We start from the raw sequence: 20,163 nt of genomic DNA, 5'->3' as shown, positions 1-20,163 counted from the left end.
AAGTATTCGAGGAAAACAACCAGTTCCACGCATCGGAAATCAATTTCGCGCGTTCCTGATGCGCACGTTGCATAGCATCACGGGCGTTCGGATTTGTTGTGGCTTCGATCATCGTTTTATTCCTTGTGCTGGGTAGCATCAGTGTTATTGAACTGACACTTATATGGCACTGACCGTAAAAAGGGACAAACGAGACTTTTCAACGCTTCAGTTAAGATATATTGAAGTGAAATGGCAGACCGTCTCCCACCACTTACCGCATTGCGGGCCTTTGATGCTGCGGCACGGCACATGTCGTTCGCGAAAGCGGCCGACGAACTTTCGGTTACACCTGCGGCCCTGAGCTTTCAGATCAAGTCCTTGGAAGAACACCTGGGCGCGCCGTTGTTTCGACGCCTCAATCGCGCGGTGGAACTCACCGAAGCCGGACAGGCCTTGGCACCGGGCGCAGCAGACGGCTTTCAAACACTGTCCTCGGCGTGGCGCGCGGCGCAGCGGCTTCAGGACGACCAAAGCCTCACAGTGACAGCGGGCCCCGCCTTTACTGCAAAGTGGTTGGCGCCAAGGTTATATGAGTTCGCGCAGGCACACCCCGAGGTTGAATTGCGTTTTTCCGCCTCACTGCGGATCATGGATTTCGGCCGAGATGCCATTGACGTCGCAATACGTTTCGGCACACGCGCACAGGATGACCTTTATTCCTTGCCGCTGGCCAAAGAGTGGGTCTGTCCGGTCATGACGCCCGCTCTGGCCGAGAAGTACACGACACCGGAAAGCCTTCAAGACGCGGTGCTCATTCATGACGATTCGATCAGCTTTCTGAACCCAAAGCGTGGTTGGACTGCATGGTTTGCCGGTATGGGTGTCGATTATGCGCCAGCGCATGGCCCCCGCTTTAGTCAGGCCGATCACGCCGTTGACGCGGCTTTGGCGGGCGTCGGAGTGGTGCTTGGACGGCGGTCACTGATCGTGAAGGATATTGCCGAGGGGCGCTTGGTGATGCCTTTTAAGCATGCACTATGGACGGGCGCGCGGTTCCGCTTCTTGTGCCCGGCAGGCACGGAAACACGCCCTCAGGTCGCTGCGTTCAGAGACTGGATTTTATCAGAAATCGAAAAAACCACTTACATTACGGACAGTTTGCAATTTTTGCCCGAGTAGTGGGGAATTTTGGCGGCGCGCACACACTCGCGTCCGCCTGAGGTGGCCGCTGCCTTAGTTTGACAGGCGTGCGATTTCTTCCTTGATGCGGAGTTTTTGTTTTTTGAGGTCAGCTACCGCCAGGTCATCGACACCCGGCGAACGTTGCGCCGCTTCCACGGCCGCGCTGAGGTTTTCGTGCTTCTCTCTCAGCCGTTCTACATGTGCAGTAACGCTCATTCATTCCTCCATGGTTATTGTGCCTGACGAGTTGAACACATCCTGTGATTCAAGTCACGCCGCAAGCGCAGCATGCGAAGCGTCAGGTTAACATATGATTAAAACTGACCTCAGAAGAGCAGATCGCCACCATGCCGCAAAGCAGCACGTATCCGGGGCTGATAGCTGTCGCCATCCTCTTCATGGCGTTCGCCGTCGTGCAGAACCAACGGTGCATGCAGCTTAAAGGCGTCACGCCGATTCTTGCGGGCGCGAACAATCACCAGTTCCGCCCGCTTGTTCGCGCGAGGCGCAATTGGCAAAACTTCGATGCTGCCCAGACGGGGCGCCAAAGAGGAGATGATTTCAGGTAGTCTTTCGGCGCGATGAATAAGGTGAAAATACCCTTTCGGCGCAACACGACGTGCTCCAATCTTGATCCAGTCGGCAAGCGGCAGGGTTTCGCCCAAGGCCGTCTCACGGCCCGGCAATGCCGTCGCCTTGCTTGCCGCCCGATCATAGTAAGGCGGGTTGACGACGACATGGTCAAACAGCCTGTCCCGAACCTTCAAAGGCATATCTGCCACATCCGCGCAGATCACTTCAAAGTTTCCACCGCCGTTGCGGCGGGCGAGTTCTGCATATTCCGGCTGTACTTCGACGCCTGTCAGCCGCAATCCCGGCACGCGTGCGCCGAGACACAGTGCCGCAGCGCCTACACCACACCCCAGATCCAGCACGGTTTGCCCGGACACTGCAGGCACCGTCGCGGCAAGGATCACCGGATCAACACCGGCGCGATACCCTGAAACAGGCTGATACAGGTGGATTTTACCGCCCAAAAAGGCATCGCGGGTCAGATCACCGGTCATAGCCCAGCGGAATGTTGTTGTCGTGCAGCACGCGCTCTGCAGCGGCGTGATCGTCTTCGCGGACCATCAGTCGCCGGGGGAAGATTCCTATCCCACCTTCGAGCACGCTCATGTTTACGTCCATCTCAAAGCAAGCTATATCCTCCCCTTGGAGAAGGGCGGTGGCAAAAGCGATGATCGTTGGATCTGTGCTGCGCAAAAGTTCCTTCATATCAGGGATGTAGAGGCGCAAAAGCTGGATGTCGAGCCTTCAGAAACACAAAGCGGTGTCGCAAGACGATAATTCGCAAAAGCCCCATGATCGTCTGGCTGAATATCTGGCAGATGATATGGTCCGGGTGAACGAGTTGATCCGCACGCGCATGGCGTCTGAACACGCGCCGCGTATCCCCGAAGTGACCGCTCATCTCGTCGAAGCCGGCGGCAAGCGCTTGCGTCCCATGCTGACCCTCGCCGCGGCACATCTCAGTGGCTACGATGGCCCTTATCATATCAATCTAGCCGCCACGGTAGAATTCATCCACACTGCCACGCTTCTGCACGATGACGTCGTCGACGAAAGCGGGCAGCGACGAGGGAGACCGACCGCTAACCTTCTGTGGGACAACAAATCGTCGGTTCTGGTGGGCGACTACCTGTTTTCCCGCAGTTTCCAGTTGATGGTCGAAACGGGATCGTTGCGGGTGCTGGACATTTTGTCGAATGCCTCTGCTACGATTGCCGAGGGCGAAGTGTTGCAACTGACGGCAAGCACCGATCTGGCAACTACCGAAGAGATTTACCTGCAGGTCGTTCGCGGCAAGACCGCAGCGCTGTTCTCTGCAGCAACCGAAGTCGGTGGCGTCATTGCCGGCGCACCTGAAGATCACGTACGCGCTCTGTACGAATACGGCGATGCACTTGGGATCGCCTTTCAAATCGTGGATGATCTGCTTGATTTTCAAGGGGATGCAAATGCCATCGGCAAAAACATCGGCGATGACTTCCGCGAACGCAAGTTGACCATGCCGCTTATCAAGGCGGTCGCGCAATCAGACGAAACCGAACAGGCCTTTTGGGTACGCACCATCGAAAAGGGCCGTCAGGAAGAGGGCGACCTGGCCCACGCAATCGCGCTTTTGCACAAGTACCGCGCCCTTGAAGAGACCAGTCTCGCGGCCCGTGCGGAAGCTGCGCGCGCCAAACAAGCGCTTGCGCCACTGGCAGCCCATCCTGTCAAGGACATGCTGATAGACCTTGCTGATTATGTTGTGGAACGGATTACCTGAGGCGCAGCCCGGGTATGCCCGTCCGTTCGGGCGCACGCCACCCACCACTGCGGCGAGGCTGATGAGAGCTCGGCGGCGGCCAGTTGCGCCGCAGCATCATTGTCGAAGATACCGAAACACGTAGCGCCCGAGCCTGACATCCGTGCCAGCCGGCACCCCTTGGATGACGCAAGTGCCTCCAGCACCAGCCTCACAGTCGGTGCGACTGTGATTGCCGCTGCTTGCAGGTCGTTGCGCTGATCCGCAAGCCACCCTACAAAATCCGCGCCCGGACCGGGAAACCGCATCATGGGGGGGTTGGTCCTCGACCGCAGCGCCTTGAATACTGCCGGGGTCTCAACTGGCACCCCGGGATTGACCAGCACCAACGAAACCACCGGCAGGTCGGGTATGGGGTCGATCAGCTCTCCAATACCCCCGACCCGCGCGGGCACGCTCGACACGCACATTGGCAGGTCGGCACCGATCGCTGTCAGCGCGGTGACATCGGGCAAGGGCTGATCACCAGCCAGTGCATACAAGGCGCGCACGCAGGCGCCTGCATCCGCTGATCCACCGCCGATACCAGAGGCCACCGGCAGGTTTTTCTCCAGTTGAAAGGACAGCGACGCGTCAAAACGGTAAAGCTCGGCAACTTTGCGGATGAAATTCTCTTGCCCCGTCGGCACGTCGCTCGCAAACGGCCCGGTGACAGATAGCCCGTCATCCCGGCCCAAGGTGACTGTCAGCACATCCCCGACGTTGGTGAATACCACCAGACTGTCTAGCAGATGATAGCCGTCATCCCTTTGTCCCGTGACATGCAGCGTCAAGTTTACCTTGGCCGGCGCGAAAACGCGCGTGTTCACAGGGCGCATCGGAATGTGCTCGGGTCAGTCTTGCGCAACTTCCAAAGGCTCGGCACCTTCTTCTTCCAGCACGACATCAAGACCAACTTCAAGCTTGCGTCGGATCCGCTCAGGATCGGCATCCTCGCCAGATTCAGCAAACTCGACGAAAGACAGGGCGCGGGCCCACTGGAATTCTGCCTCACGGGTCCGCCCGACTGCCCAGTACACATCACCCAAGTGATCGTTCACGACAGGATCAACCGGCATCAGTTCTACCGCACGTTCCATATGCGGTACCGCTTCCGGGTAGCGGCCAAGGCGGTAAAGCGCCCATCCCAGACTGTCGATGATGTATCCGCTATTCGGGCTTGCGGCCACGGCGCGCTCAATCATCTCAAGCGCTTCGTCCAGTTTGATACGTTTTTCAACCAGAGAATAACCTAGGTAGTTCAGCACCTGAGGCTGGCCGGGGTTCAACTCAAGCGCCGCGCGAAAATCAGCTTCTGCCTGCTCCCAGTTGTCCTGCCGCTCGTAACTGATGGCCCGGGCATAGTGCAAAAACCAGCTGGAGGCACCGGTGGTTTCTGTGATCTCCAACGCCCGATCATAGGCGCTCACCGCGTCTGCATAGCGGTCTTGCTGACGCATCGCATCCCCAAGCGCAGACTGAACCGTGGCAAGATTTCCATGGCTGCGCGTGAGCTGTTCCAGCACTTCAATCGCTGCTTCGGGTTTGCCAGAGCGCCGCAGCGCAGCGGCACGACCCAGTTCCGCCGCGTGATAGGCGGCGTCATCCGCCGGCACCTGCTTGTAGACAGCAATTGCCTCGTCAAACTGGTCGAGGTTTTCAAACAGCTCTGCCGTCAGCAGCAGCGCGTCAACATGATCGGGACGCAATATGCGCGCCACTTGCGCATAGAGCAGAGTATATTCCGGCCCGGCCTCGCCGCGCAGGGCTGCGGCCACCGAAAAGAACACTTCCGCGAAACCGTCTTGCACCGAAGCGACATGCGTGAACGGCAAAGGTTCGGGCTTGGCCAGCGCTGCAATTACACGGTCAATCTCGGGGTCCGTTGCCCCGGCAAAACTGGCGCGGACAAGCTCAAGCGCCTCGTCTTCACGTTCAAGCTGAGAGAGAATTTCGACACGCGCCAACACACCGCGACGCGTTTGCAGCACCGCACCTGTCGTATCGTCGGCAAAAATCCTGTCAGCACCTTCGAAATCTCCGACAGATGCAAGGGCCATGGCTTTGTGGAAATGCGCGAACGCCTGCAAGCCGGACTGTAAAGCTATTTCGTCAAAGGCTTCGAGCGCGTCACTCACCCGCCCCGCGCCCATCAACGCCCATGCGTCCACCAACCCGTCGACCAGTGGGCCGATGCGCCGCGTGTTCGGCGCATCTTCCATCAACGTGTCGTACTCTCCTTTGAGGATATTGTCGGTGGTCAACACCAATTGTGCGACCTGACTGACTTGACCGGCGGATTTCATGGCAGTTGCAATCGGCAAGGCACGATCGAGACGGCCCAGCGACAACTGCGCCACGACTGCACTTTCCATCAACTCGACGTTTCCTGGATCACGTGCCAATGCTTGCGTGAAGTACGACGCCGCCTGCTCAAAGTCAGACTGCATTGCAGCAGACCGCGCGGCCAGATAAGGGCCCGCCACGGATTGCGCAGCAAGCGGCGCTGCCAGCGTGACCGAAAGGCCCAAGGCCACGACAGGCAGGAGAGTTCTTGCAAACATGAATGTCACCTCAATCGCTCTTTGTTATCGCTCAAAGTTACCATTTTGGCGCGCATTCGCAATGGTCCGGCCGCGCAAATGAGCATCCTGTGGCGGTTTACTGCCCGTTTATCACGCAGCTGTTAACGTAGTTGAACAAAAGGGGGCAGTTGCCCCCTTACTTACATATTGGGATAGTTCGGGCCGTCGCCACCCTGCGGCGTCGTCCAGACAATGTTCTGCGCCGGATCTTTGATATCGCAAGTCTTGCAGTGCACGCAGTTTTGGAAATTGATGACAAAACGCGGGTCTTTGCCTTCTTCCTCGACGAATTCGTACACACCCGCCGGGCAGTAGCGTGCAGACGGTCCCGCATAAGTTGGCAGGTTTTCTTTCACAGGGACTTCCGCGACTTTCAGTGTCAGGTGCGCGGGCTGGCTTTCTTCGTGGTTGGTGAAGGAAAACGCCACATTGGTCAGACGGTCGAAACTGATCTTGCCATCCGGTTTTGGATAGTCGATCGCCTTGTGCTTTGCAGCCGGCTCTGTCGCGGCCGCATCTGATTTGCCGTGGCCCATCGTGCCCAACACCGAAAAGCCCAGCGTGTTGGCCCACATATCCAAACCGCCACCCACAAGGCTCGCGACGAGGCCGTGCTTGGACCACAACGGCTTGACATTTCTGACTTTTTTCAAGTCAGCACCAATCGCACCGTTGCGGACTTCGGTCTCATACTCGGTCAGCTCATCACTGCCACGGCCTGCCGCGATGGCAGCATATGCGGCTTCTGCAGCGGCCTTGCCCGACAGCATTGCATTATGGTTTCCTTTGATCCGCGGCACGTTCACCATACCAACAGAGCAGCCCAACAGCGCCACGCCCGGTGCAACCATCTTTGGCATTGACTGGTAGCCGCCCTCTGAGATCGCACGCGCGCCATAAGCCACGCGTTTGCCGCCTTCCAGCAAGTCCGCCACCATCGGATGATGTTTGAAACGCTGGAACTCCATGTAGGGGAACAGATGCGGGTTCTTGTAGTTCAGGTGAACGACAAAACCCACGTATACCTGATTGTTTTCAAGGTGATAGATAAATGATCCGCCACCGGCATTGCCGCCCAGCGGCCAGCCCATGGTGTGGGTGACGGTGCCTTCGCGATGTTTGGACGGGTCGATCTCCCAGATTTCTTTCATGCCAAGGCCGTATTTCTGCGGCTCATGGCCGTCGGACAGATCGAACTTCTCGATCACCTGCTTGGATAAAGACCCCCGCACGCCCTCACTCAGGAACACGTATTTGCCATGCAGTTCCATACCGGGTTCATAGGCGTCACTCTTGGTGCCGTCCGGGTTCTTGCCAAATTCACCAGCAACTACGCCCTTCACCTCGCCGTTGTCACCGTAAACCAGCTCTGAACACGCCATGCCGGGGAAAATCTCGACCCCCATCTCTTCTGCCTGCTCGGCCATCCAGCGGCATACGTTGCCCATGGAAACGATATAATTGCCATGATTGTTCATCAGAGGTGGCATAGGCCAGTTCGGAATGCGCAGCTTGCCCGCTTCGCCCAGCATGAAAAAATTGTCTTCTTTGACAGGGACGTTCAGCGGCGCGCCTTTGTCTTTCCAATCAGGAATCAACGCATCCAACCCCGACGGGTCGAGTACAGCACCGGAAAGGATGTGCGCGCCCACTTCGGAGCCTTTTTCCAGCACAACAACGTTGCAATCCGCGTCCAACTGCTTCAGCCGGATCGCCGCAGACAGGCCTGCCGGGCCTGCGCCGACGATGACTACATCGTATTCCATTGCTTCGCGCTCTGTTTCGGCCATGATGACCCTCCCTCATACAATCTCAAACGCCCTCGCCGGGGCGGCAAAAAATCTTCAGGTTTGGCTAAACCACGTATCACGGCAATGCAATCGCTACACCGCGTCAAAACGCCTGTAGAGGCCCGGCGCTTCAGAGGAAAGAGCCAGCTGTGCTCATTTCTCGATCAATCTGGCCTGTCCCCCATCAGATACCGCGGCCCGGTACCCGCGCCCTGCGCGCGGTCTTGCGGGTTGTACAGCGCGCAGCTTGGCAAGCTCAGACAGCCGCAGCCGATGCAGCCATCAAGGTTGTCGCGCAACTGTGTCAGCGTGTCGATCTTGGCATCGAGACTTGCCCGAAAGCCTGCACTGATGCGTGCCCAATCCGCCTTGGTCGGCGTGCGTCCGCCCGGCAGCCTGTCCAGTTCGGCCTTGATCTGAGGCAACGTGAATCCGAATTGCTGGGCAATCATGACAAAACTGAGCCGGCGCAGGTCGGACCGGGCAAAGCGTCTTTGTCCGCCTGCGTTGCGCCACGGGCGGATGAGACCCTGTGCTTCGTAGTACCGGATTGCAGAGACCGCGAGACCGGTGCGCGATGACAGCGCCCCGATCGACAGACCTTCGTTGACAGCCATAATAAATCCCTTGACCTAAAGTTAGGTTTAGAAATTACAGTAGGGCGACTCACAAGCAAAAGGAAGTCTGAAATGCCTGTAACTCTGGAACACGCCAACATTACCGTTTCCGACGCCGATGCGACTGCTGCGTGGATGCAGAATCTCTTTGGCTGGCACATTCGCTGGGAAGGGGCGGCAAAGGATGGCGGCAGGTCTGTCCACATCGGTTCAGCCGATCAGTACCTCGCCCTGTACCAGCCGGCGCGTCCCGTGACCAATGGCGGGTCGAGCTATGTTACGAAAGGTGGTCTCAATCACCTCGCTGTGGTCGTAGACGACATTGATGCCTTTGAGGCCAAGGTGGTCGCCGCCGGGTTCACGCCGGAAAGCCACGCAGATTACGAACCGGGCAAACGGTTCTATTTTCACGACCATGACGATATCGAGTTCGAGATCGTAGATTACGGATGATCCGCGCCCATCGCGCGCGGGTGCGAGAGTCCTCTTGCAATCCCACCCTGCTTTAGGTCAGGTAGTAGCCAATCTTGGCAAGCGGCCCCCGGTGAGTCCGGCGGGCCGCAGTATTTCATAGGGCCGCAAATGGATAAGATACCAATGACCCGCAGGGGCTTTGAAGCACTGGAAGCAGAGCTTAAGCAGCTCAAATCTGTGGAGCGTCCTGCCATTATCAAGGCGATCTCCGAAGCGCGCGAGCACGGCGACCTTTCGGAAAATGCTGAGTACCATTCCGCCCGGGAAAAGCAGTCGTTTATCGAGGGTCGGATCAAAGAGCTTGAGGGCGTGTTAGGATTGGCAGAGGTGATCGATCCGTCCAGAATGTCCGGAACCATCAAGTTTGGCGCCACCGTCACCCTCGTGGACGAAGATACCGATGAAGAAAAGACGTGGCAGATCGTCGGCGAGCATGAGGCCAATATCGAAGCCGGATTGCTCAACATAAAGTCACCGATTGCGCGCGCGCTGATTGGCAAGGATGAAGGCGACAGCGTCGAGGTGCGCACACCGGGCGGCGAGAAGGCCTATGAGGTTCTGAAAATCGTCTACGCCTGACAGGAAGTCTGACATGGCCGACACCACAACAGAAGAAATGGAAACCCCGCAGCCCCGGTCGCGGGCAACGCCATTGGGAATCTATGATCGCCCAAAGCCCGAGAGCATCGGGAGTATCGAGCTGATCGCTTTGGGTCTCTCGGTTGTGTGGTTATTGGGCGCAGCAATCTTTTTTCTGGCCCTGCCCCGCGAGGCGGTCGAGGGAGGCTCCGGCGCGGGAGCGCTGCGTTTCATGATGACGATGGTGTCAATCTTTATGCCGGTGGGCATGATCTGGGTGGCGGCTACGGCGGCACGGGCCAGCCGCGTGATGCGCGAAGAGAGCCAGCGCCTGCAATCCGCGATCGATGCCATCCGGCAGTCCTATATCGCTCAGAATCAAGCAGGCGGCATGGGGGTCGAGCCGTCTTCTGTGGCGCGCAAACTTGACGAGATCGCCGCAGCCACGCGCAAGACGGAGACGGTGCTTGCGACGTTTTCGTCGCGTCGTGATCCGGAGCGCAAACCACCCCCCAGTGTGGCGGAATTGACGGCGCCGCAGCCTGATGACCAACCCGCGCTGGCACTGGGGACACAGGCCGACGACATGGCTCTGCCTCTCTCGGCGGATGATTTCATTCGGGCACTGAATTTCCCTGAAACGGCAGAAGACGAGCAAGGCTTTGCGTCGCTGCGGCGGGCGTTGAAACACCGGTCATCGGGGCAGTTGATACAGGCAGCGCAGGATGTGCTCACGCTTTTGAGCCAGGATGGCATTTACATGGATGATCTGATCCCGGATCGGGCGCGTCCTGAGATCTGGCGACAGTTCGGGCAAGGCATTCGGGGACGCTCTATCGCGGCACTCGGCGGTATCCGTGACCGGTCGTCGCTTGCGCTGGCATCGGGCCGGATGAAACAGGACCCGATCTTTCGAGATGCCGCGCATCACTTTCTGCGCTTGTTTGACAAAACTTTTGCAGCCTTCGAGACGGAAGCAAGCGACAGCGAGATTGCGCGCCTCGCAGAAACCCGTACCGCGCGCGCTTTCATGTTGCTGGGTCGCGTCGCGGGCACGTTCCACTAGGGCTTGGATCTATAGTGGTTCGCCGATCCGACCTCGCCTGAGGGGCAGGTTCAATCCTTGCAGCAACATCCCGAGCGCTGCCTCGGACCCTGAATGTTTTCAAGTCAAAGAAAACCGGATTTGGGCATTTTACAGGCCAAAGCTGCCAAATGGAATGTAGCGTACCAACGTACCCGGGGTTATGTTTTGTGCGTCGAACGGCAGTGCCACCAACCCTTCGGCCCATGCCAGCCCCGAGATGCGACCTGATCCTTCCGAAGCGAAGACCTCGGCGCGCCCGTCTCTGATGCGCGCGCGCAGGTATTCCGAACGACCATGTTTTTTGTTCTTGGAAAATGCCGCCGGGACATCAAAGCCTTGCGGGCTAGGCCAGTCCTGTCCTGCAAGGCGGGCCATGGCGGGGCCGGCAAAAACGAGCGCGCAGACCATGGCGGCGACCGGGTTGCCGGGCAACCCGAATACAGGCGTGCCGGACCACATCCCCAAAGCGAGCGGACGCCCAGGTTTCACAGCAATGCGCCACAGCGACATTGCGCCTGCATCACCAAGCAGGGCCGAGACGTGGTCTTCATCTCCGGCAGAGGCTCCACCGCTGGTGAGGATGACATCTGCTTGCTCCGCCGCCTTATCGAGGGCGACCCGCAGCGCCTCGCGGTCATCATCAACGCGGCCACCGTCTACCAGAACGTACCCCATGCGTCGCACAATTTCGGCAAGCATCGGGCGGTTGGCGTCGAAAATCTGTCCCGCCTTGGCCGCTTGTCCCGCTTCGACCAGTTCCGCACCGGTTGAGAGCACAGCCACGCGCAGCGGCTTATGCACCTCGACGTCTGTTACGCCAACGGCGGCCATCAAGGCCGCTTCTGCCGGGCCGATCCGTCTCCCTCGCGGCAGTGCCAGATCGCCGGCAGACAGGTCTTCTCCCGCCTTGCGGGTGTTTGCGCCCTGCTTAACCGGTCCGTGAAAAGAGATGTGCCCATCAGTCAGCAGCACATCTTCCTGCAACACCACGGTGTCGACCCCGTCAGGCAGCGCGGCACCGGTCAGTACGCGCATGGCGTGCCCTTCCTTCAGAACCGTGGGTGCATCACCGGCAGCCGCCCGCCCCTGTGCCAGCGGCAACCGGTGCAGACCTTCGGGGAGCGCGCCGGCAAATCCGTAGCCATCCACCGCCGTGTTGGGCAAAGGCGGGTTGCTGCGCACGGCCTGAACCGGCGCTGCCAAAACAGCTCCGGCTGCGGCGGCCACAGGGCGGGTTTCAAGACCCGTTACCGGATGCAGGCGCTCTTGCAGCAACGCCAGTGCTTCCTCGACCGGCGTCCAATGCACCCCGGGCGGCAGCGCAAAACAATCGTTCTTCAGCGGCGGCACCGCACGTGCGCTCTGCGCCAAAGAAACAAGGGCAGCCCCGTGACCGGCACCAAGGATCCACGCCTCCTCGCCGGCAATCGCCGGCAGGTCGGTCATCCACCGCATCAACTCACCCGGAGCGACCCGCGAAAGCGCCTGCGCAAGCAGTGCCACCTGCTTTGCGTCCCGCACATGCGCCACATCCTCAACGGCCCGCACGGCATCCTCGATCAGCCCCGGCCAAATCTCGACCAGTACCGTTTTTGACGCCTCGGTGTTCTGGAAAGGCCACACGGCCACATGCTCAAGACGTCGCAAGCGCGACAGCATGGGCAAGCCTGTCAGGATCTGGCTGCCAACAGTCGGGTGGTAACACAGCTGAAAGCAACTGGAGGCCGCCTTGGCCACGATATCGCAGCGCCGCTTTTCCGAAACCACATCAAAACTCACGCTTTTCTTGGAATACGGCACGCCCGGCCAGCGGTCTTGGTGGGTTTTGCCCCACAGCGGCCCCGGCCCATCGAACTTGGCGTTGATCTCTTCTGCCACGTCGAAGCGGTTGTTCACATTGTCGGCCGTGTCAGTGATCCGCGCCGCCAGCCAGTCCCAGAGAACAAGCGGGTCGTCACTGCCTGCCACGCGACGGGCAAAACCGTGCGGATACCCGAACGGAAAGTCAAAGCCCAACAGAAGCCGCCGGCCGGCGGCCTGCTCTTGGGCAATGATATCGGCCAGACGGTACTCCGCCTCCTGCCGGCCACGACAGTAGATCGTCTCCGGTTGCGCGCCATGACGAACGATACCGATCCAGATCGCATCCTTTGATGGTCGTTTGGGGCTGAGGGTCGAGGCGGCGGACCAGTCTACGACGGCAAAGCTGTCAAAGCTGCTCACAGGCCGACCTCTTGCAGGATGAAATCCGCAATTCCCCGGGTGTCATCAAGATCAAACACCGGACGATCCGTCTCCACCGGACTGTCGGTTGCAACCGCCCGGATCGTCGGATCATCCGGCGCAATCAACGGATTTCCCGGCTCGGCGCGGAATGCTTCGATCTTTGGGTGAACGTCTCGCTTGTATCCCTCGATAAGCACCAGATCGACCGGCGCCAGCTTCGTCAGCAGCGTCTCTAGTTCCGGCTCTTGCTCTTCGCGCAACTCGTGCATCAGGGCAAAGCGCTTGCGCGAGGCCAAAAGCACCTCCGTGGCTCCCGCAGTGCGGTGGCGATAGCTGTCCTTGCCGGGGTGGTCTACGTCAAAGACATGATGTGCGTGCTTGACAGTCGACACGCGAAACCCGCGGCTGCATATCTCGGCCACAAGCCGCTCCATCAAGCCCGTCTTGCCCGCATTTTTCCACCCCACGACACCGTAAAGCCTCATATCAACGCCTCGGCCTGTGCCAGATCATCTGGCGTATTGACATTAAAGAATGGGTCGAACCCGTCCGAAGGAAAAAGCGCTTCGCGACCACCGTGCTGGTCGGTCCACATAACCACTTTTCGCAGTCCGCCATCCAGCGCCGCGCGCAGATCTTCGCGCAAGGACACGGGCCACAGGCCAAAAGTGGGGTGACGCACCTGCCCACGCCTTGAATCCGGCGTCGCAGCAAGCACAAGCGGCACGCTCTGCCCTTCCGACGCCAACAGCAAGCGCGGGACCAAATCAGCCGGGAAAAAGGGCGTATCGGCGGCGGCCGTCACGATGGTCTCGGCGCCTTGCGACGCCGCCCAGTCGAGCCCGGCAAGCACACCGGCCAGCGGACCGGCAAACCCCTCGATGCTGTCCGCCAGCACCGGCAGGCCAAGCGCGTCAAAACGCGAAGGATCGCCGTTTGCGTTCAGCGCCAACCCCGCCACCTGAGGTGACAGCCGGTCGATAACCGATGACAGCAGCGTGCCCTTGCCCAACCGCAGCAGCCCCTTGTCCCCTCCGCCCATGCGGGTTGCTTGCCCGCCAGCAAGAATGACGCCCAGCGGTTGCCTCATGCGCTCCCCTTTCGGCCCGCGCGTTTGGGTTCCACAGGCACGGTGCTTGGATCCGCATCCCGGATCAAACGGTCTTCGCCACTGAGGCAGACGAACCGCTGTCCCTTCATCCGACCGATCAGCGTCAACCCCACCTGACGTGCAATTTCGACACCCCAAGCGGTAAAGCCCGAGCGGGAAGCAAGCACCGGAATGCCCATCATCGCCGTCTTGATTACCATCTCCGAGGTCAGACGACCGGTGGTATACAAAAGCTTGTCATCGGCACCAACGCGCTCGGACAGCATCCAGCCGGCGATCTTGTCGACCGCGTTGTGCCGTCCCACGTCCTCCATGTACACAAGCGGCCTGTCCTCGCGGCACAGAACGGTGCCATGTATCGCGCCCGCCTGTAAATAAAGTGACGGCGTGCGGTTGATCTTGCCGCTCAATGCATAAAGCCAAGAGGTGCGCACCTCTGCTTGTGGCAGCTCGACCCCTTCCAGACCTTCCATCATGTCGCCAAAAACCGTACCGACGGCGCAGCCGCTTGTCCGGGTTTTCTTGCGCATTTTCTCCTCATAATCGGTCTGGCGGGCTGTACGCACGATAACCGTCTCCAGTTCCGCGTCATACTCCACCCCGATGATCTCGTCCTGCGCGCTCAACATGCCCTGATTGCGCAGGAACCCAAGCGCGAGATAGCCGGGATAATCACCGATCGTCATCGCCGTCACCACTTCCTGCGCATTGAGGAAAATCGTCAAGGGACGCTCCTCGACCACACTGGCCTCGATGACTTCGCCGTTTTGATCGTACCCTGTGACAGCGCGGGTCAGACGCGCCGCGGACGGGTCCGGTGCGATGAGATATTCGCCGATATCTTCAAGCCGTGCCATTTGCATCCCCCCAGCCTGTGCGCTACCTGTTGCCCACAACGTTATAAAGCATCAAATGCCCACCACCACACAGAAATATCCACCAGACGCATCGCCGTTCTGGTCCGGCGTTCGCGACGGCCTGCCCTTTGTCTTTGTGGTCGGCCCTTTCGCGGTTCTGTTTGGCGTTCTGGCAACCGAGGCCGGTCTCGCCGTATTCGAAATACTGGCATTTTCGGTCGTCGTCATCGCCGGCGCCGCACAATTCACCGCGCTGCAATTAATGGTCGAAGACGCCCCGACGGTCATCATCATCATCTCTGCACTTGCGGTAAACCTGCGCATGGCGATGTACTCCGCCGCTCTGACCCCGTACCTCGGTGCCGCGCCGTTGTGGCAACGCGCAACCGTCGCCTATTTCATGCTCGATCAGTCATATGCCTGCTCCGCCGCCAAATTCGAACAAGCCCCTGAGATGAGCGTCCCCGCGCGTGTCACCTACTTTCTGGGCACCTGCGTGCCAGTCGTGCCGGTTTGGTATGCCGGAACGGTTGTCGGCGCGCTCATCGGTGCGCAAATCCCGGAAAGCTGGGCGCTGGATTTTGCACTGCCAATCGCCTTTATCGCCCTCGTTGCGCCAATGCTGCGCACCCCAGCACATCTGGTAGGAGCATTCGTGTCGGTGCTTGTCAGCCTGCTCGCCGCCCCCGTTCCCTACTCGCTTGGCCTGATTATCGCAGGTGTGACAGCGATGATCGCCGCGGCACAAGCCGAAGTCTTTTTTGAAAAGCGCAGAGCGCGCATATGATCAGCGGCACCGAACTGTGGATCATTATCATCGGTTTGGGCCTGGGCAGCTACGCCTTGCGCTTCGCCTTTATCGGTCTCGTCGGAGACCGCCCGTTGCCCGCATGGCTGCTGCGCCACCTACGCTATACCGCGGTGGCCATCCTGCCCGCACTTGTGGCACCGCTCGTCCTGTGGCCTGACGCCACCGCCGGCACGCCAGACACGGCACGGCTCGCTGCCGCCTGCGTTACCGCAGTTGTAGGCTATATCAGCCGAAACGTCTTGGCCGCCATGCTGGCCGGCGCGACAACCCTCTACGGGCTGCTTTACATTCTGGGATAAGACCCGCGCACGCCACCTGAAAAACGCCCAGTCACTTTGCCAGAAAAACTCCGGGGGAGGCTCTGAAAGAGCCGGGGGCAGAGCCCCCATGTCGACCAGTAAGCAACCCCGAATGGGCGCAGCCTATTGCGCAACGCCCCTGACGCCGTCAAGCACATCGCCCGCGTCATTTTCATAGTAACGATCAGTGCGCACACCGGACCGTTTGGCAAACTGGTTTTGCAGGTTCACCGGGTAGAATGTCGTCGTGATGTCCGAAAACCCCGGCACCTGACGCAGCAGCGAGGATGTGGCGTTGGCGCAAAATGCCGATCCGACCGCTCCGTTTGATTTCACCAGTTGCAATGCCGTCTCTGCCTGCTGCGGTGTCACGGTAACCTCCTGCGTCACCACGTGGTAAGTGGTGCGCGCATGAGCGCTCTTGTAGGCTGCAAACCACCCCGGTGTGACACCGTAAATCACGTCTTGCCGCTTGGGGATGTCGGGGTGCTGAAACGACCCGGCAGGATCAAAGATAACCTGCTCTGATCCTGACACCATCAACGCCGTATGACCGCCCTTACCGGTGCGATTGTTGACAACGGTCACCAACGTGAGTTTGGGTGCGCCTGCAGGCACGTAGCGCGCAGCCAAAACCCTTTCCGGCGACGCATCATCGGTCCGCGGCCCCGCACAGGATGCCAGCAACGCGACCATGAGCAAAGCCACGAGAACACGCATGTCAGGCCCCTTCGCCAGATGTCAGGTGATAAAGATCGCCATGCCGACGATCACCACCAGAATGACGATGACGGTTTTGGTGGTAAAACGCATGAACCCGTCAAAAGTCTTTTCCTGAACCTCGGTGTCCATTTCGCCGTGTTTGTGATCTGCCATTGTCGCAGGTCCTCTTTCTTGCACTGTCGCGCGAATCCCTAATGGATTTCACGGGCGCTGTCACGCGATGCCGTAAGGGATGTGGTGAAATGCCCCAAGCTGGGTTCAGCCGCTGCTTTCAAGATCCTGCGCCAGTCGAAATCCGATACGCACAGCCTCGGCGCGCTCCGCAGGTTTGGGCAGCGCGCGCAACATCACGTTCAACTGGCTCACATGCTGGATCAGTTGCGTCTTGGCACCTGTCGCGTCGGTGCCGTAAAAGGTCACGATATCCGGGTCGAAATACCCCATCCCCTCGATGCGCAGCACGCCCACGTCACCGCCGGTAAAACCCATTGCCACCTCATGGCTGCTGTCCAACTGCTCCTCAAAGTTCTTGAGATAGAGAATGATCCGCTCGTAAGCCCATTGCGCGGGTGATTTCTGCTGTACCGGCTTCTTTGCCATCCCCGCAGGCAGAGGCTGCTTGCTCGCATTTGGCGCGCCCGGATCCGTATGGACCTCATGCAACACAGCGCCGATGGCGGCCTCGCCCGCTTCGGCGGTTGTCTCTATTTTTTCACCCATCACTTGCGTGCTCCTTGCGCGTATACACCCAAGCACCATCGTCGCGCCTTTCGCGGGTCGCAAGCCCCGATTGGTAAAGATGACTGAGATGTGCAACCGCTTCGACCAGCGCAAGCCCGTATTCGCCGCTGCCAATGCGGCGTTTGAACAACGGCGCAAAACAGTCTCCGGCAGCCTTCGGCGTGTCGATGTAATCCAGTAACCGGTCCAGCGCACCGTGATGGTTCTCGATCAGTTGGCGCATGCGCACAGGCAACCCGGTAAAGGGCAGCTTGTGCCCGCCCAGCACCAGATGATCGCGGCGCGCCAGCCCTGCCAACCGCTCACAGCTTTCGAGCCAGTCCGCGACCGGATCCGCCATGGGTTCGGTGGCGTAGACGCCGATATTCGGGCTGATTGAGGGCAGGATCTGGTCGCCCGCCAATACCAGATTGTCATCGCGGCTCCAGAATGTCGCGTGCTCGGGCGCATGTCCGTTCCCGGTATGCACGTCCCACTGCCTGCCGGCTATGGTTATCACGTCACCCTGCTGGATCCGCGTAAACCCCAGCGGCATCGGCGCGACCACATCGGCAAAGTTGAAAGGCCGCTCGCTGGCACGCTCTGCAAGGATTTCAGGGTCCATCCCGGCTGATTTGTAAAACGCAATCGTTTCGGGCGCCGGTACGACCTGCTCATCCAGCATCAACATGCGCGAAAAGAGCCAGGCAGTGCGCGTGGTCACCAACTCAGCGCCGAATTCCGACTGAAACCAACCAGCCAACCCGACATGATCTGGGTGGTGGTGTGTTACGATCACGCGCGTCACCGGCCTGCCGGCCAAGGGCCCGTCCAAGAGGGCCTGCCAGATCGACCGGCTGCGGCGTGACGCAAAACCGGTGTCGATCACCGTCCAGCTATCGCCGTCGTCAAGCGCATAGACGTTCACATGGTCCAGCTTCATCGGCAGCGGCAGCCGCATCCAAAGCACACCGGGCGCGACCTCAATGGCCGCGCCTTCTTCCGGTGGGTCTTCCCAAGGGTATCTCAGGCCTTGCGGCGGCTGATCTTTCATCAGGCGGCAAACTCTTGCGGTGTCAGTGAATAGACATCCGTATCACCCGCTTGCGCCTGAGCCAGCAGGCTCGAATGCTCCGGCAGCAGGCGGCGGATATAAAACCGTGCCAGTTTTTCACGTGGCCCGCCCTGATCCTGTAACGCCGACATCAGATGGATATGACCTGCCAGCACCCGCGCAAAAGCCCGCAGATATGGCACAGCACCCGAAAAGCGCACACGGTGATTCTGCGCGATCATCCAATCCGTCGTCTCGCGCAGACTCTCGCTGGCCTGCCAGACCGCCTCGGCAAGTTTTGGAAACGTATCACGTGCCTGCTCGGCCGTTGTCTCAATTTCGTCCATCAGGCGGTTTGCGGCCTCACCGCCATCCATCATCTTGCGCGCGACAAGGTCCATCGCCTGAATGCCGTTTGTGCCCTCGTAGATGGTGGTGACCCGGACATCGCGGGCGAACTGTGCCGCACCGGTTTCCTCGACAAAGCCCATGCCGCCGTGCACCTGAATGCCCATGCCGGCAACCTCGTTGCCGATGTCGGTGCCAAAGGCCTTGGCAATCGGGGTGAGCAATGCGGCGCGGGCCTTCCAGTCGCTGCCGCCCGTGGCGCTGGCCATATCGATGGCATAGGCGCAGGCCAGAGCGATGCCCCGCGCCCCGTAGGTCTCGGCGCGCATGGTCATCAGCATGCGGCGTACGTCCGCGTGATCAATGATGGCGCCGGTTTCGCCTTCGGTACGCCCCTGCTTGCGGTCCGTTGCATAGGCCAGCGCATGCTGAAACGCGCCCTCGGCCACGCCGACACCCTGACCACCGACGCCAAGCCGCGCGTTGTTCATCATCGTGAACATCGCCGCCATGCCGCCTTGTTCCGGCCCGACGAGCCAGCCCTTCGCGCCATCGTATTGCATCACGGCTGTAGGCGAGCCGTGCAGCCCCAGCTTGTGCTCCAAGCTCACAACGCTCACTCCGTTCCGCGCGCCAAGGCTCCCGTCTTCGTTGGGCAGGAATTTCGGCACGAGAAACAGGCTGATCCCCTTGGTGCCCGCAGGTGCGTCCGGCAGCCGCGCCAGCACCAGATGGCAGACATTTTCTGCCACATCGTGATCGCCCCAGCTGATGTAGATTTTCTGGCCCGTGACGCTGTAAGTCCCGTCGCCGTTCGGTTCGGCCTTTGTCGACAAGGCACCCACATCCGACCCCGCCTGCGGCTCCGTCAGGTTCATCGTGCCGGTCCACTCGCCGGAAATCAGCTTTGGCAGGTATGTTTCCTTGATTTCTTCACTGGCGTGATGCTCCAGCGCTTCAATCTGTCCCTGGCTCATCAATGGGGCCAACTGCAGCGACAGGCAGGCTCCGGACATCATCTCGTTCACTGCGGATGTCAGCGTCATTGGCAGCCCCATGCCACCGTACTCGGGGTCCGCCGCCATGCCGACCCAACCGCCTTCGGCTATCGCTTTCCACGCCTCGGGATACCCCGGCGACGTGCGCACAACCCCGTTTTCCAGCCGCGCCGGATGCAGATCTCCTGCGCGTTGTACAGGCGCAAGCACCTCGTCACACAGTTTACCCGCCTCAACCAGAATCGCCTGCGTTACGTCGGCGCTGGCCTCGGCAAAGGCGTCTGTTGCACGCAGACTGTCAAAATCTACAACATGATTGAACAGAAAAGCATAGTCATCCACAGGGGCCCGATAAGGCATGGTCAAT

General features: G+C 59.7%; 23 protein-coding genes. 7 read left to right on the top strand and 16 right to left on the bottom strand.

Going from position 1 to position 20,163, the window contains the following annotated elements:
* Positions 1–231 precede the first annotated feature (231 nt).
* Positions 232–1,161 (top strand): transcriptional regulator GcvA, encoded by a 930-nt coding sequence (locus tag AC2D8V_RS04120; protein ID WP_484732243.1) that lies wholly within the window; start codon positions 232–234, stop codon positions 1,159–1,161.
* Between the two features lie 54 nt (positions 1,162–1,215).
* Here AC2D8V_RS04120 and AC2D8V_RS04115 read toward each other — a convergent pair whose 3' ends face one another.
* The 3 genes from AC2D8V_RS04115 to AC2D8V_RS04105 all read right to left on the bottom strand — a co-directional run bounded on the left by AC2D8V_RS04115 (position 1,216) and on the right by AC2D8V_RS04105 (position 2,442).
* Complete coding sequence (locus AC2D8V_RS04115; RefSeq protein ID WP_484732242.1) at positions 1,216–1,380, bottom strand: YdcH family protein; 165 nt, start codon at positions 1,378–1,380, stop codon at positions 1,216–1,218.
* A 110-nt stretch (positions 1,381–1,490) separates the two neighbouring features.
* Positions 1,491–2,231, bottom strand: a complete 741-nt coding sequence (locus tag AC2D8V_RS04110) for a tRNA1(Val) (adenine(37)-N6)-methyltransferase (protein ID WP_484732241.1) — start codon at positions 2,229–2,231, stop codon at positions 1,491–1,493.
* Positions 2,221–2,442 carry a putative signal transducing protein gene (locus AC2D8V_RS04105; protein WP_484732240.1) on the bottom strand — a complete coding sequence of 74 codons (222 nt, stop codon included), beginning with the start codon at positions 2,440–2,442 and terminating at the stop codon, positions 2,221–2,223. Before AC2D8V_RS04105 ends, AC2D8V_RS04110 begins: the two co-directional genes overlap by 11 nt.
* Positions 2,443–2,470: 28 nt before the next feature.
* On the opposite strand from AC2D8V_RS04105, the gene AC2D8V_RS04100 reads away from it, so the two are divergent.
* Positions 2,471–3,499, top strand: coding sequence for a polyprenyl synthetase family protein (locus AC2D8V_RS04100; RefSeq protein ID WP_484732239.1), 1,029 nt, complete (start codon positions 2,471–2,473; stop codon positions 3,497–3,499).
* On the opposite strand, the gene AC2D8V_RS04095 is transcribed toward AC2D8V_RS04100, so the two are convergent.
* From AC2D8V_RS04095 to soxR, 4 genes are all read right to left on the bottom strand, one after another.
* Complete coding sequence (locus AC2D8V_RS04095; protein ID WP_484732238.1) at positions 3,475–4,356, bottom strand: 4-(cytidine 5'-diphospho)-2-C-methyl-D-erythritol kinase; 882 nt, start codon at positions 4,354–4,356, stop codon at positions 3,475–3,477. The genes AC2D8V_RS04100 and AC2D8V_RS04095 overlap by 25 nt on opposite strands.
* 15 nt (positions 4,357–4,371) lie before the next feature.
* On the bottom strand, positions 4,372–6,081 hold the full coding sequence (locus tag AC2D8V_RS04090) for a tetratricopeptide repeat protein (RefSeq protein ID WP_484732237.1): 1,710 nt from the start codon (positions 6,079–6,081) through the stop codon (positions 4,372–4,374).
* Positions 6,082–6,242: 161 nt separating this feature from the next.
* Complete coding sequence (locus AC2D8V_RS04085) at positions 6,243–7,892, bottom strand: electron transfer flavoprotein-ubiquinone oxidoreductase (protein ID WP_484732236.1); 1,650 nt, start codon at positions 7,890–7,892, stop codon at positions 6,243–6,245.
* A 164-nt stretch (positions 7,893–8,056) separates the two neighbouring features.
* Positions 8,057–8,509 carry a redox-sensitive transcriptional activator SoxR gene (gene soxR, locus AC2D8V_RS04080; protein WP_484732235.1) on the bottom strand — a complete coding sequence of 151 codons (453 nt, stop codon included), beginning with the start codon at positions 8,507–8,509 and terminating at the stop codon, positions 8,057–8,059.
* A gap of 72 nt (positions 8,510–8,581) precedes the next feature.
* Here soxR and AC2D8V_RS04075 point away from each other — a divergent pair, with 72 nt between their 5' ends.
* The 3 genes from AC2D8V_RS04075 to AC2D8V_RS04065 all read left to right on the top strand — a co-directional run bounded on the left by AC2D8V_RS04075 (position 8,582) and on the right by AC2D8V_RS04065 (position 10,628).
* Positions 8,582–8,962: a VOC family protein gene (locus AC2D8V_RS04075; RefSeq protein ID WP_484732234.1), complete on the top strand. Its 381-nt coding sequence runs from the start codon at positions 8,582–8,584 to the stop codon at positions 8,960–8,962.
* A 129-nt stretch (positions 8,963–9,091) separates the two neighbouring features.
* Entirely contained in the window at positions 9,092–9,562 is a 471-nt protein-coding gene (greA, locus tag AC2D8V_RS04070) for a transcription elongation factor GreA (protein WP_484732233.1), read from the top strand.
* Between the two features lie 13 nt (positions 9,563–9,575).
* Positions 9,576–10,628, top strand: a complete 1,053-nt coding sequence (locus AC2D8V_RS04065) for a hypothetical protein (protein ID WP_484732232.1) — start codon at positions 9,576–9,578, stop codon at positions 10,626–10,628.
* 129 nt (positions 10,629–10,757) lie between these two features.
* Here the strand turns inward: AC2D8V_RS04065 and AC2D8V_RS04060 are convergent, their stop codons facing one another.
* The 4 genes from AC2D8V_RS04060 to AC2D8V_RS04045 are packed head-to-tail and all read right to left on the bottom strand — an operon-like array spanning position 10,758 to position 14,849.
* Positions 10,758–12,872 (bottom strand): molybdopterin-binding protein, encoded by a 2,115-nt coding sequence (locus AC2D8V_RS04060; RefSeq protein WP_484732231.1) that lies wholly within the window; start codon positions 12,870–12,872, stop codon positions 10,758–10,760.
* Positions 12,869–13,360 (bottom strand): molybdopterin-guanine dinucleotide biosynthesis protein B, encoded by a 492-nt coding sequence (mobB, locus tag AC2D8V_RS04055; protein ID WP_484732230.1) that lies wholly within the window; start codon positions 13,358–13,360, stop codon positions 12,869–12,871. Before mobB ends, AC2D8V_RS04060 begins: the two co-directional genes overlap by 4 nt.
* On the bottom strand, positions 13,357–13,965 hold the full coding sequence (gene mobA, locus AC2D8V_RS04050) for a molybdenum cofactor guanylyltransferase MobA (RefSeq protein WP_484732229.1): 609 nt from the start codon (positions 13,963–13,965) through the stop codon (positions 13,357–13,359). The genes mobB and mobA overlap by 4 nt, the downstream gene beginning before the upstream one ends.
* Entirely contained in the window at positions 13,962–14,849 is an 888-nt protein-coding gene (locus AC2D8V_RS04045) for a formate dehydrogenase accessory sulfurtransferase FdhD (protein WP_484732228.1), read from the bottom strand. Before AC2D8V_RS04045 ends, mobA begins: the two co-directional genes overlap by 4 nt.
* A 49-nt stretch (positions 14,850–14,898) precedes the next feature.
* Here AC2D8V_RS04045 and AC2D8V_RS04040 point away from each other — a divergent pair, with 49 nt between their 5' ends.
* A complete protein-coding gene (locus tag AC2D8V_RS04040; protein ID WP_484732227.1) occupies positions 14,899–15,630 on the top strand; it encodes an AzlC family ABC transporter permease in 732 nt (243 codons plus the stop codon).
* A complete protein-coding gene (locus AC2D8V_RS04035) occupies positions 15,627–15,953 on the top strand; it encodes an AzlD domain-containing protein (RefSeq protein WP_484732226.1) in 327 nt (108 codons plus the stop codon). Before AC2D8V_RS04040 ends, AC2D8V_RS04035 begins: the two co-directional genes overlap by 4 nt.
* A gap of 123 nt (positions 15,954–16,076) precedes the next feature.
* On the opposite strand, the gene AC2D8V_RS04030 is transcribed toward AC2D8V_RS04035, so the two are convergent.
* The 5 genes from AC2D8V_RS04030 to AC2D8V_RS04010 all read right to left on the bottom strand — a co-directional run bounded on the left by AC2D8V_RS04030 (position 16,077) and on the right by AC2D8V_RS04010 (position 20,156).
* Complete coding sequence (locus AC2D8V_RS04030) at positions 16,077–16,673, bottom strand: hypothetical protein (RefSeq protein WP_484732225.1); 597 nt, start codon at positions 16,671–16,673, stop codon at positions 16,077–16,079.
* 21 nt (positions 16,674–16,694) lie between these two features.
* Entirely contained in the window at positions 16,695–16,829 is a 135-nt protein-coding gene (locus AC2D8V_RS04025) for an aa3-type cytochrome c oxidase subunit IV (protein ID WP_484732224.1), read from the bottom strand.
* A 105-nt stretch (positions 16,830–16,934) separates the two neighbouring features.
* On the bottom strand, positions 16,935–17,396 hold the full coding sequence (locus AC2D8V_RS04020; RefSeq protein ID WP_484732654.1) for a DUF6173 family protein: 462 nt from the start codon (positions 17,394–17,396) through the stop codon (positions 16,935–16,937).
* A complete protein-coding gene (locus AC2D8V_RS04015) occupies positions 17,389–18,450 on the bottom strand; it encodes an MBL fold metallo-hydrolase (RefSeq protein WP_484732223.1) in 1,062 nt (353 codons plus the stop codon). Before AC2D8V_RS04015 ends, AC2D8V_RS04020 begins: the two co-directional genes overlap by 8 nt.
* Positions 18,450–20,156 carry an acyl-CoA dehydrogenase gene (locus AC2D8V_RS04010; RefSeq protein ID WP_484732222.1) on the bottom strand — a complete coding sequence of 569 codons (1,707 nt, stop codon included), beginning with the start codon at positions 20,154–20,156 and terminating at the stop codon, positions 18,450–18,452. The genes AC2D8V_RS04015 and AC2D8V_RS04010 overlap by 1 nt, the downstream gene beginning before the upstream one ends.
* Between the last annotated feature and the right edge of the window lie 7 nt (positions 20,157–20,163).

This window comes from Roseobacter sp. YIN89, assembly GCF_057219365.1.
Note: the sequence above shows the minus strand (reverse complement) of the source record. Positions and strands in the feature narration are given on the sequence as shown.

Coding starts and splice junctions, on each gene's coding strand:
- AC2D8V_RS04120 (WP_484732243.1), top strand. CDS start 232: ATGGCAGACCGTCTCCCACCACTTACCGCATTGCGGGCCTTTGATGCT.
- AC2D8V_RS04115 (WP_484732242.1), bottom strand. CDS start 1,380: ATGAGCGTTACTGCACATGTAGAACGGCTGAGAGAGAAGCACGAAAAC.
- AC2D8V_RS04110 (WP_484732241.1), bottom strand. CDS start 2,231: ATGACCGGTGATCTGACCCGCGATGCCTTTTTGGGCGGTAAAATCCAC.
- AC2D8V_RS04105 (WP_484732240.1), bottom strand. CDS start 2,442: ATGAAGGAACTTTTGCGCAGCACAGATCCAACGATCATCGCTTTTGCC.
- AC2D8V_RS04100 (WP_484732239.1), top strand. CDS start 2,471: ATGTCGAGCCTTCAGAAACACAAAGCGGTGTCGCAAGACGATAATTCG.
- AC2D8V_RS04095 (WP_484732238.1), bottom strand. CDS start 4,356: ATGCGCCCTGTGAACACGCGCGTTTTCGCGCCGGCCAAGGTAAACTTG.
- AC2D8V_RS04090 (WP_484732237.1), bottom strand. CDS start 6,081: ATGTTTGCAAGAACTCTCCTGCCTGTCGTGGCCTTGGGCCTTTCGGTC.
- AC2D8V_RS04085 (WP_484732236.1), bottom strand. CDS start 7,892: ATGGCCGAAACAGAGCGCGAAGCAATGGAATACGATGTAGTCATCGTC.
- soxR (WP_484732235.1), bottom strand. CDS start 8,509: ATGGCTGTCAACGAAGGTCTGTCGATCGGGGCGCTGTCATCGCGCACC.
- AC2D8V_RS04075 (WP_484732234.1), top strand. CDS start 8,582: ATGCCTGTAACTCTGGAACACGCCAACATTACCGTTTCCGACGCCGAT.
- greA (WP_484732233.1), top strand. CDS start 9,092: ATGGATAAGATACCAATGACCCGCAGGGGCTTTGAAGCACTGGAAGCA.
- AC2D8V_RS04065 (WP_484732232.1), top strand. CDS start 9,576: ATGGCCGACACCACAACAGAAGAAATGGAAACCCCGCAGCCCCGGTCG.
- mobB (WP_484732230.1), bottom strand. CDS start 13,360: ATGAGGCTTTACGGTGTCGTGGGGTGGAAAAATGCGGGCAAGACGGGC.
- mobA (WP_484732229.1), bottom strand. CDS start 13,965: ATGAGGCAACCGCTGGGCGTCATTCTTGCTGGCGGGCAAGCAACCCGC.
- AC2D8V_RS04045 (WP_484732228.1), bottom strand. CDS start 14,849: ATGCAAATGGCACGGCTTGAAGATATCGGCGAATATCTCATCGCACCG.
- AC2D8V_RS04040 (WP_484732227.1), top strand. CDS start 14,899: ATGCCCACCACCACACAGAAATATCCACCAGACGCATCGCCGTTCTGG.
- AC2D8V_RS04035 (WP_484732226.1), top strand. CDS start 15,627: ATGATCAGCGGCACCGAACTGTGGATCATTATCATCGGTTTGGGCCTG.
- AC2D8V_RS04030 (WP_484732225.1), bottom strand. CDS start 16,673: ATGCGTGTTCTCGTGGCTTTGCTCATGGTCGCGTTGCTGGCATCCTGT.
- AC2D8V_RS04025 (WP_484732224.1), bottom strand. CDS start 16,829: ATGGCAGATCACAAACACGGCGAAATGGACACCGAGGTTCAGGAAAAG.
- AC2D8V_RS04020 (WP_484732654.1), bottom strand. CDS start 17,396: ATGGGTGAAAAAATAGAGACAACCGCCGAAGCGGGCGAGGCCGCCATC.
- AC2D8V_RS04015 (WP_484732223.1), bottom strand. CDS start 18,450: ATGAAAGATCAGCCGCCGCAAGGCCTGAGATACCCTTGGGAAGACCCA.
- AC2D8V_RS04010 (WP_484732222.1), bottom strand. CDS start 20,156: ATGCCTTATCGGGCCCCTGTGGATGACTATGCTTTTCTGTTCAATCAT.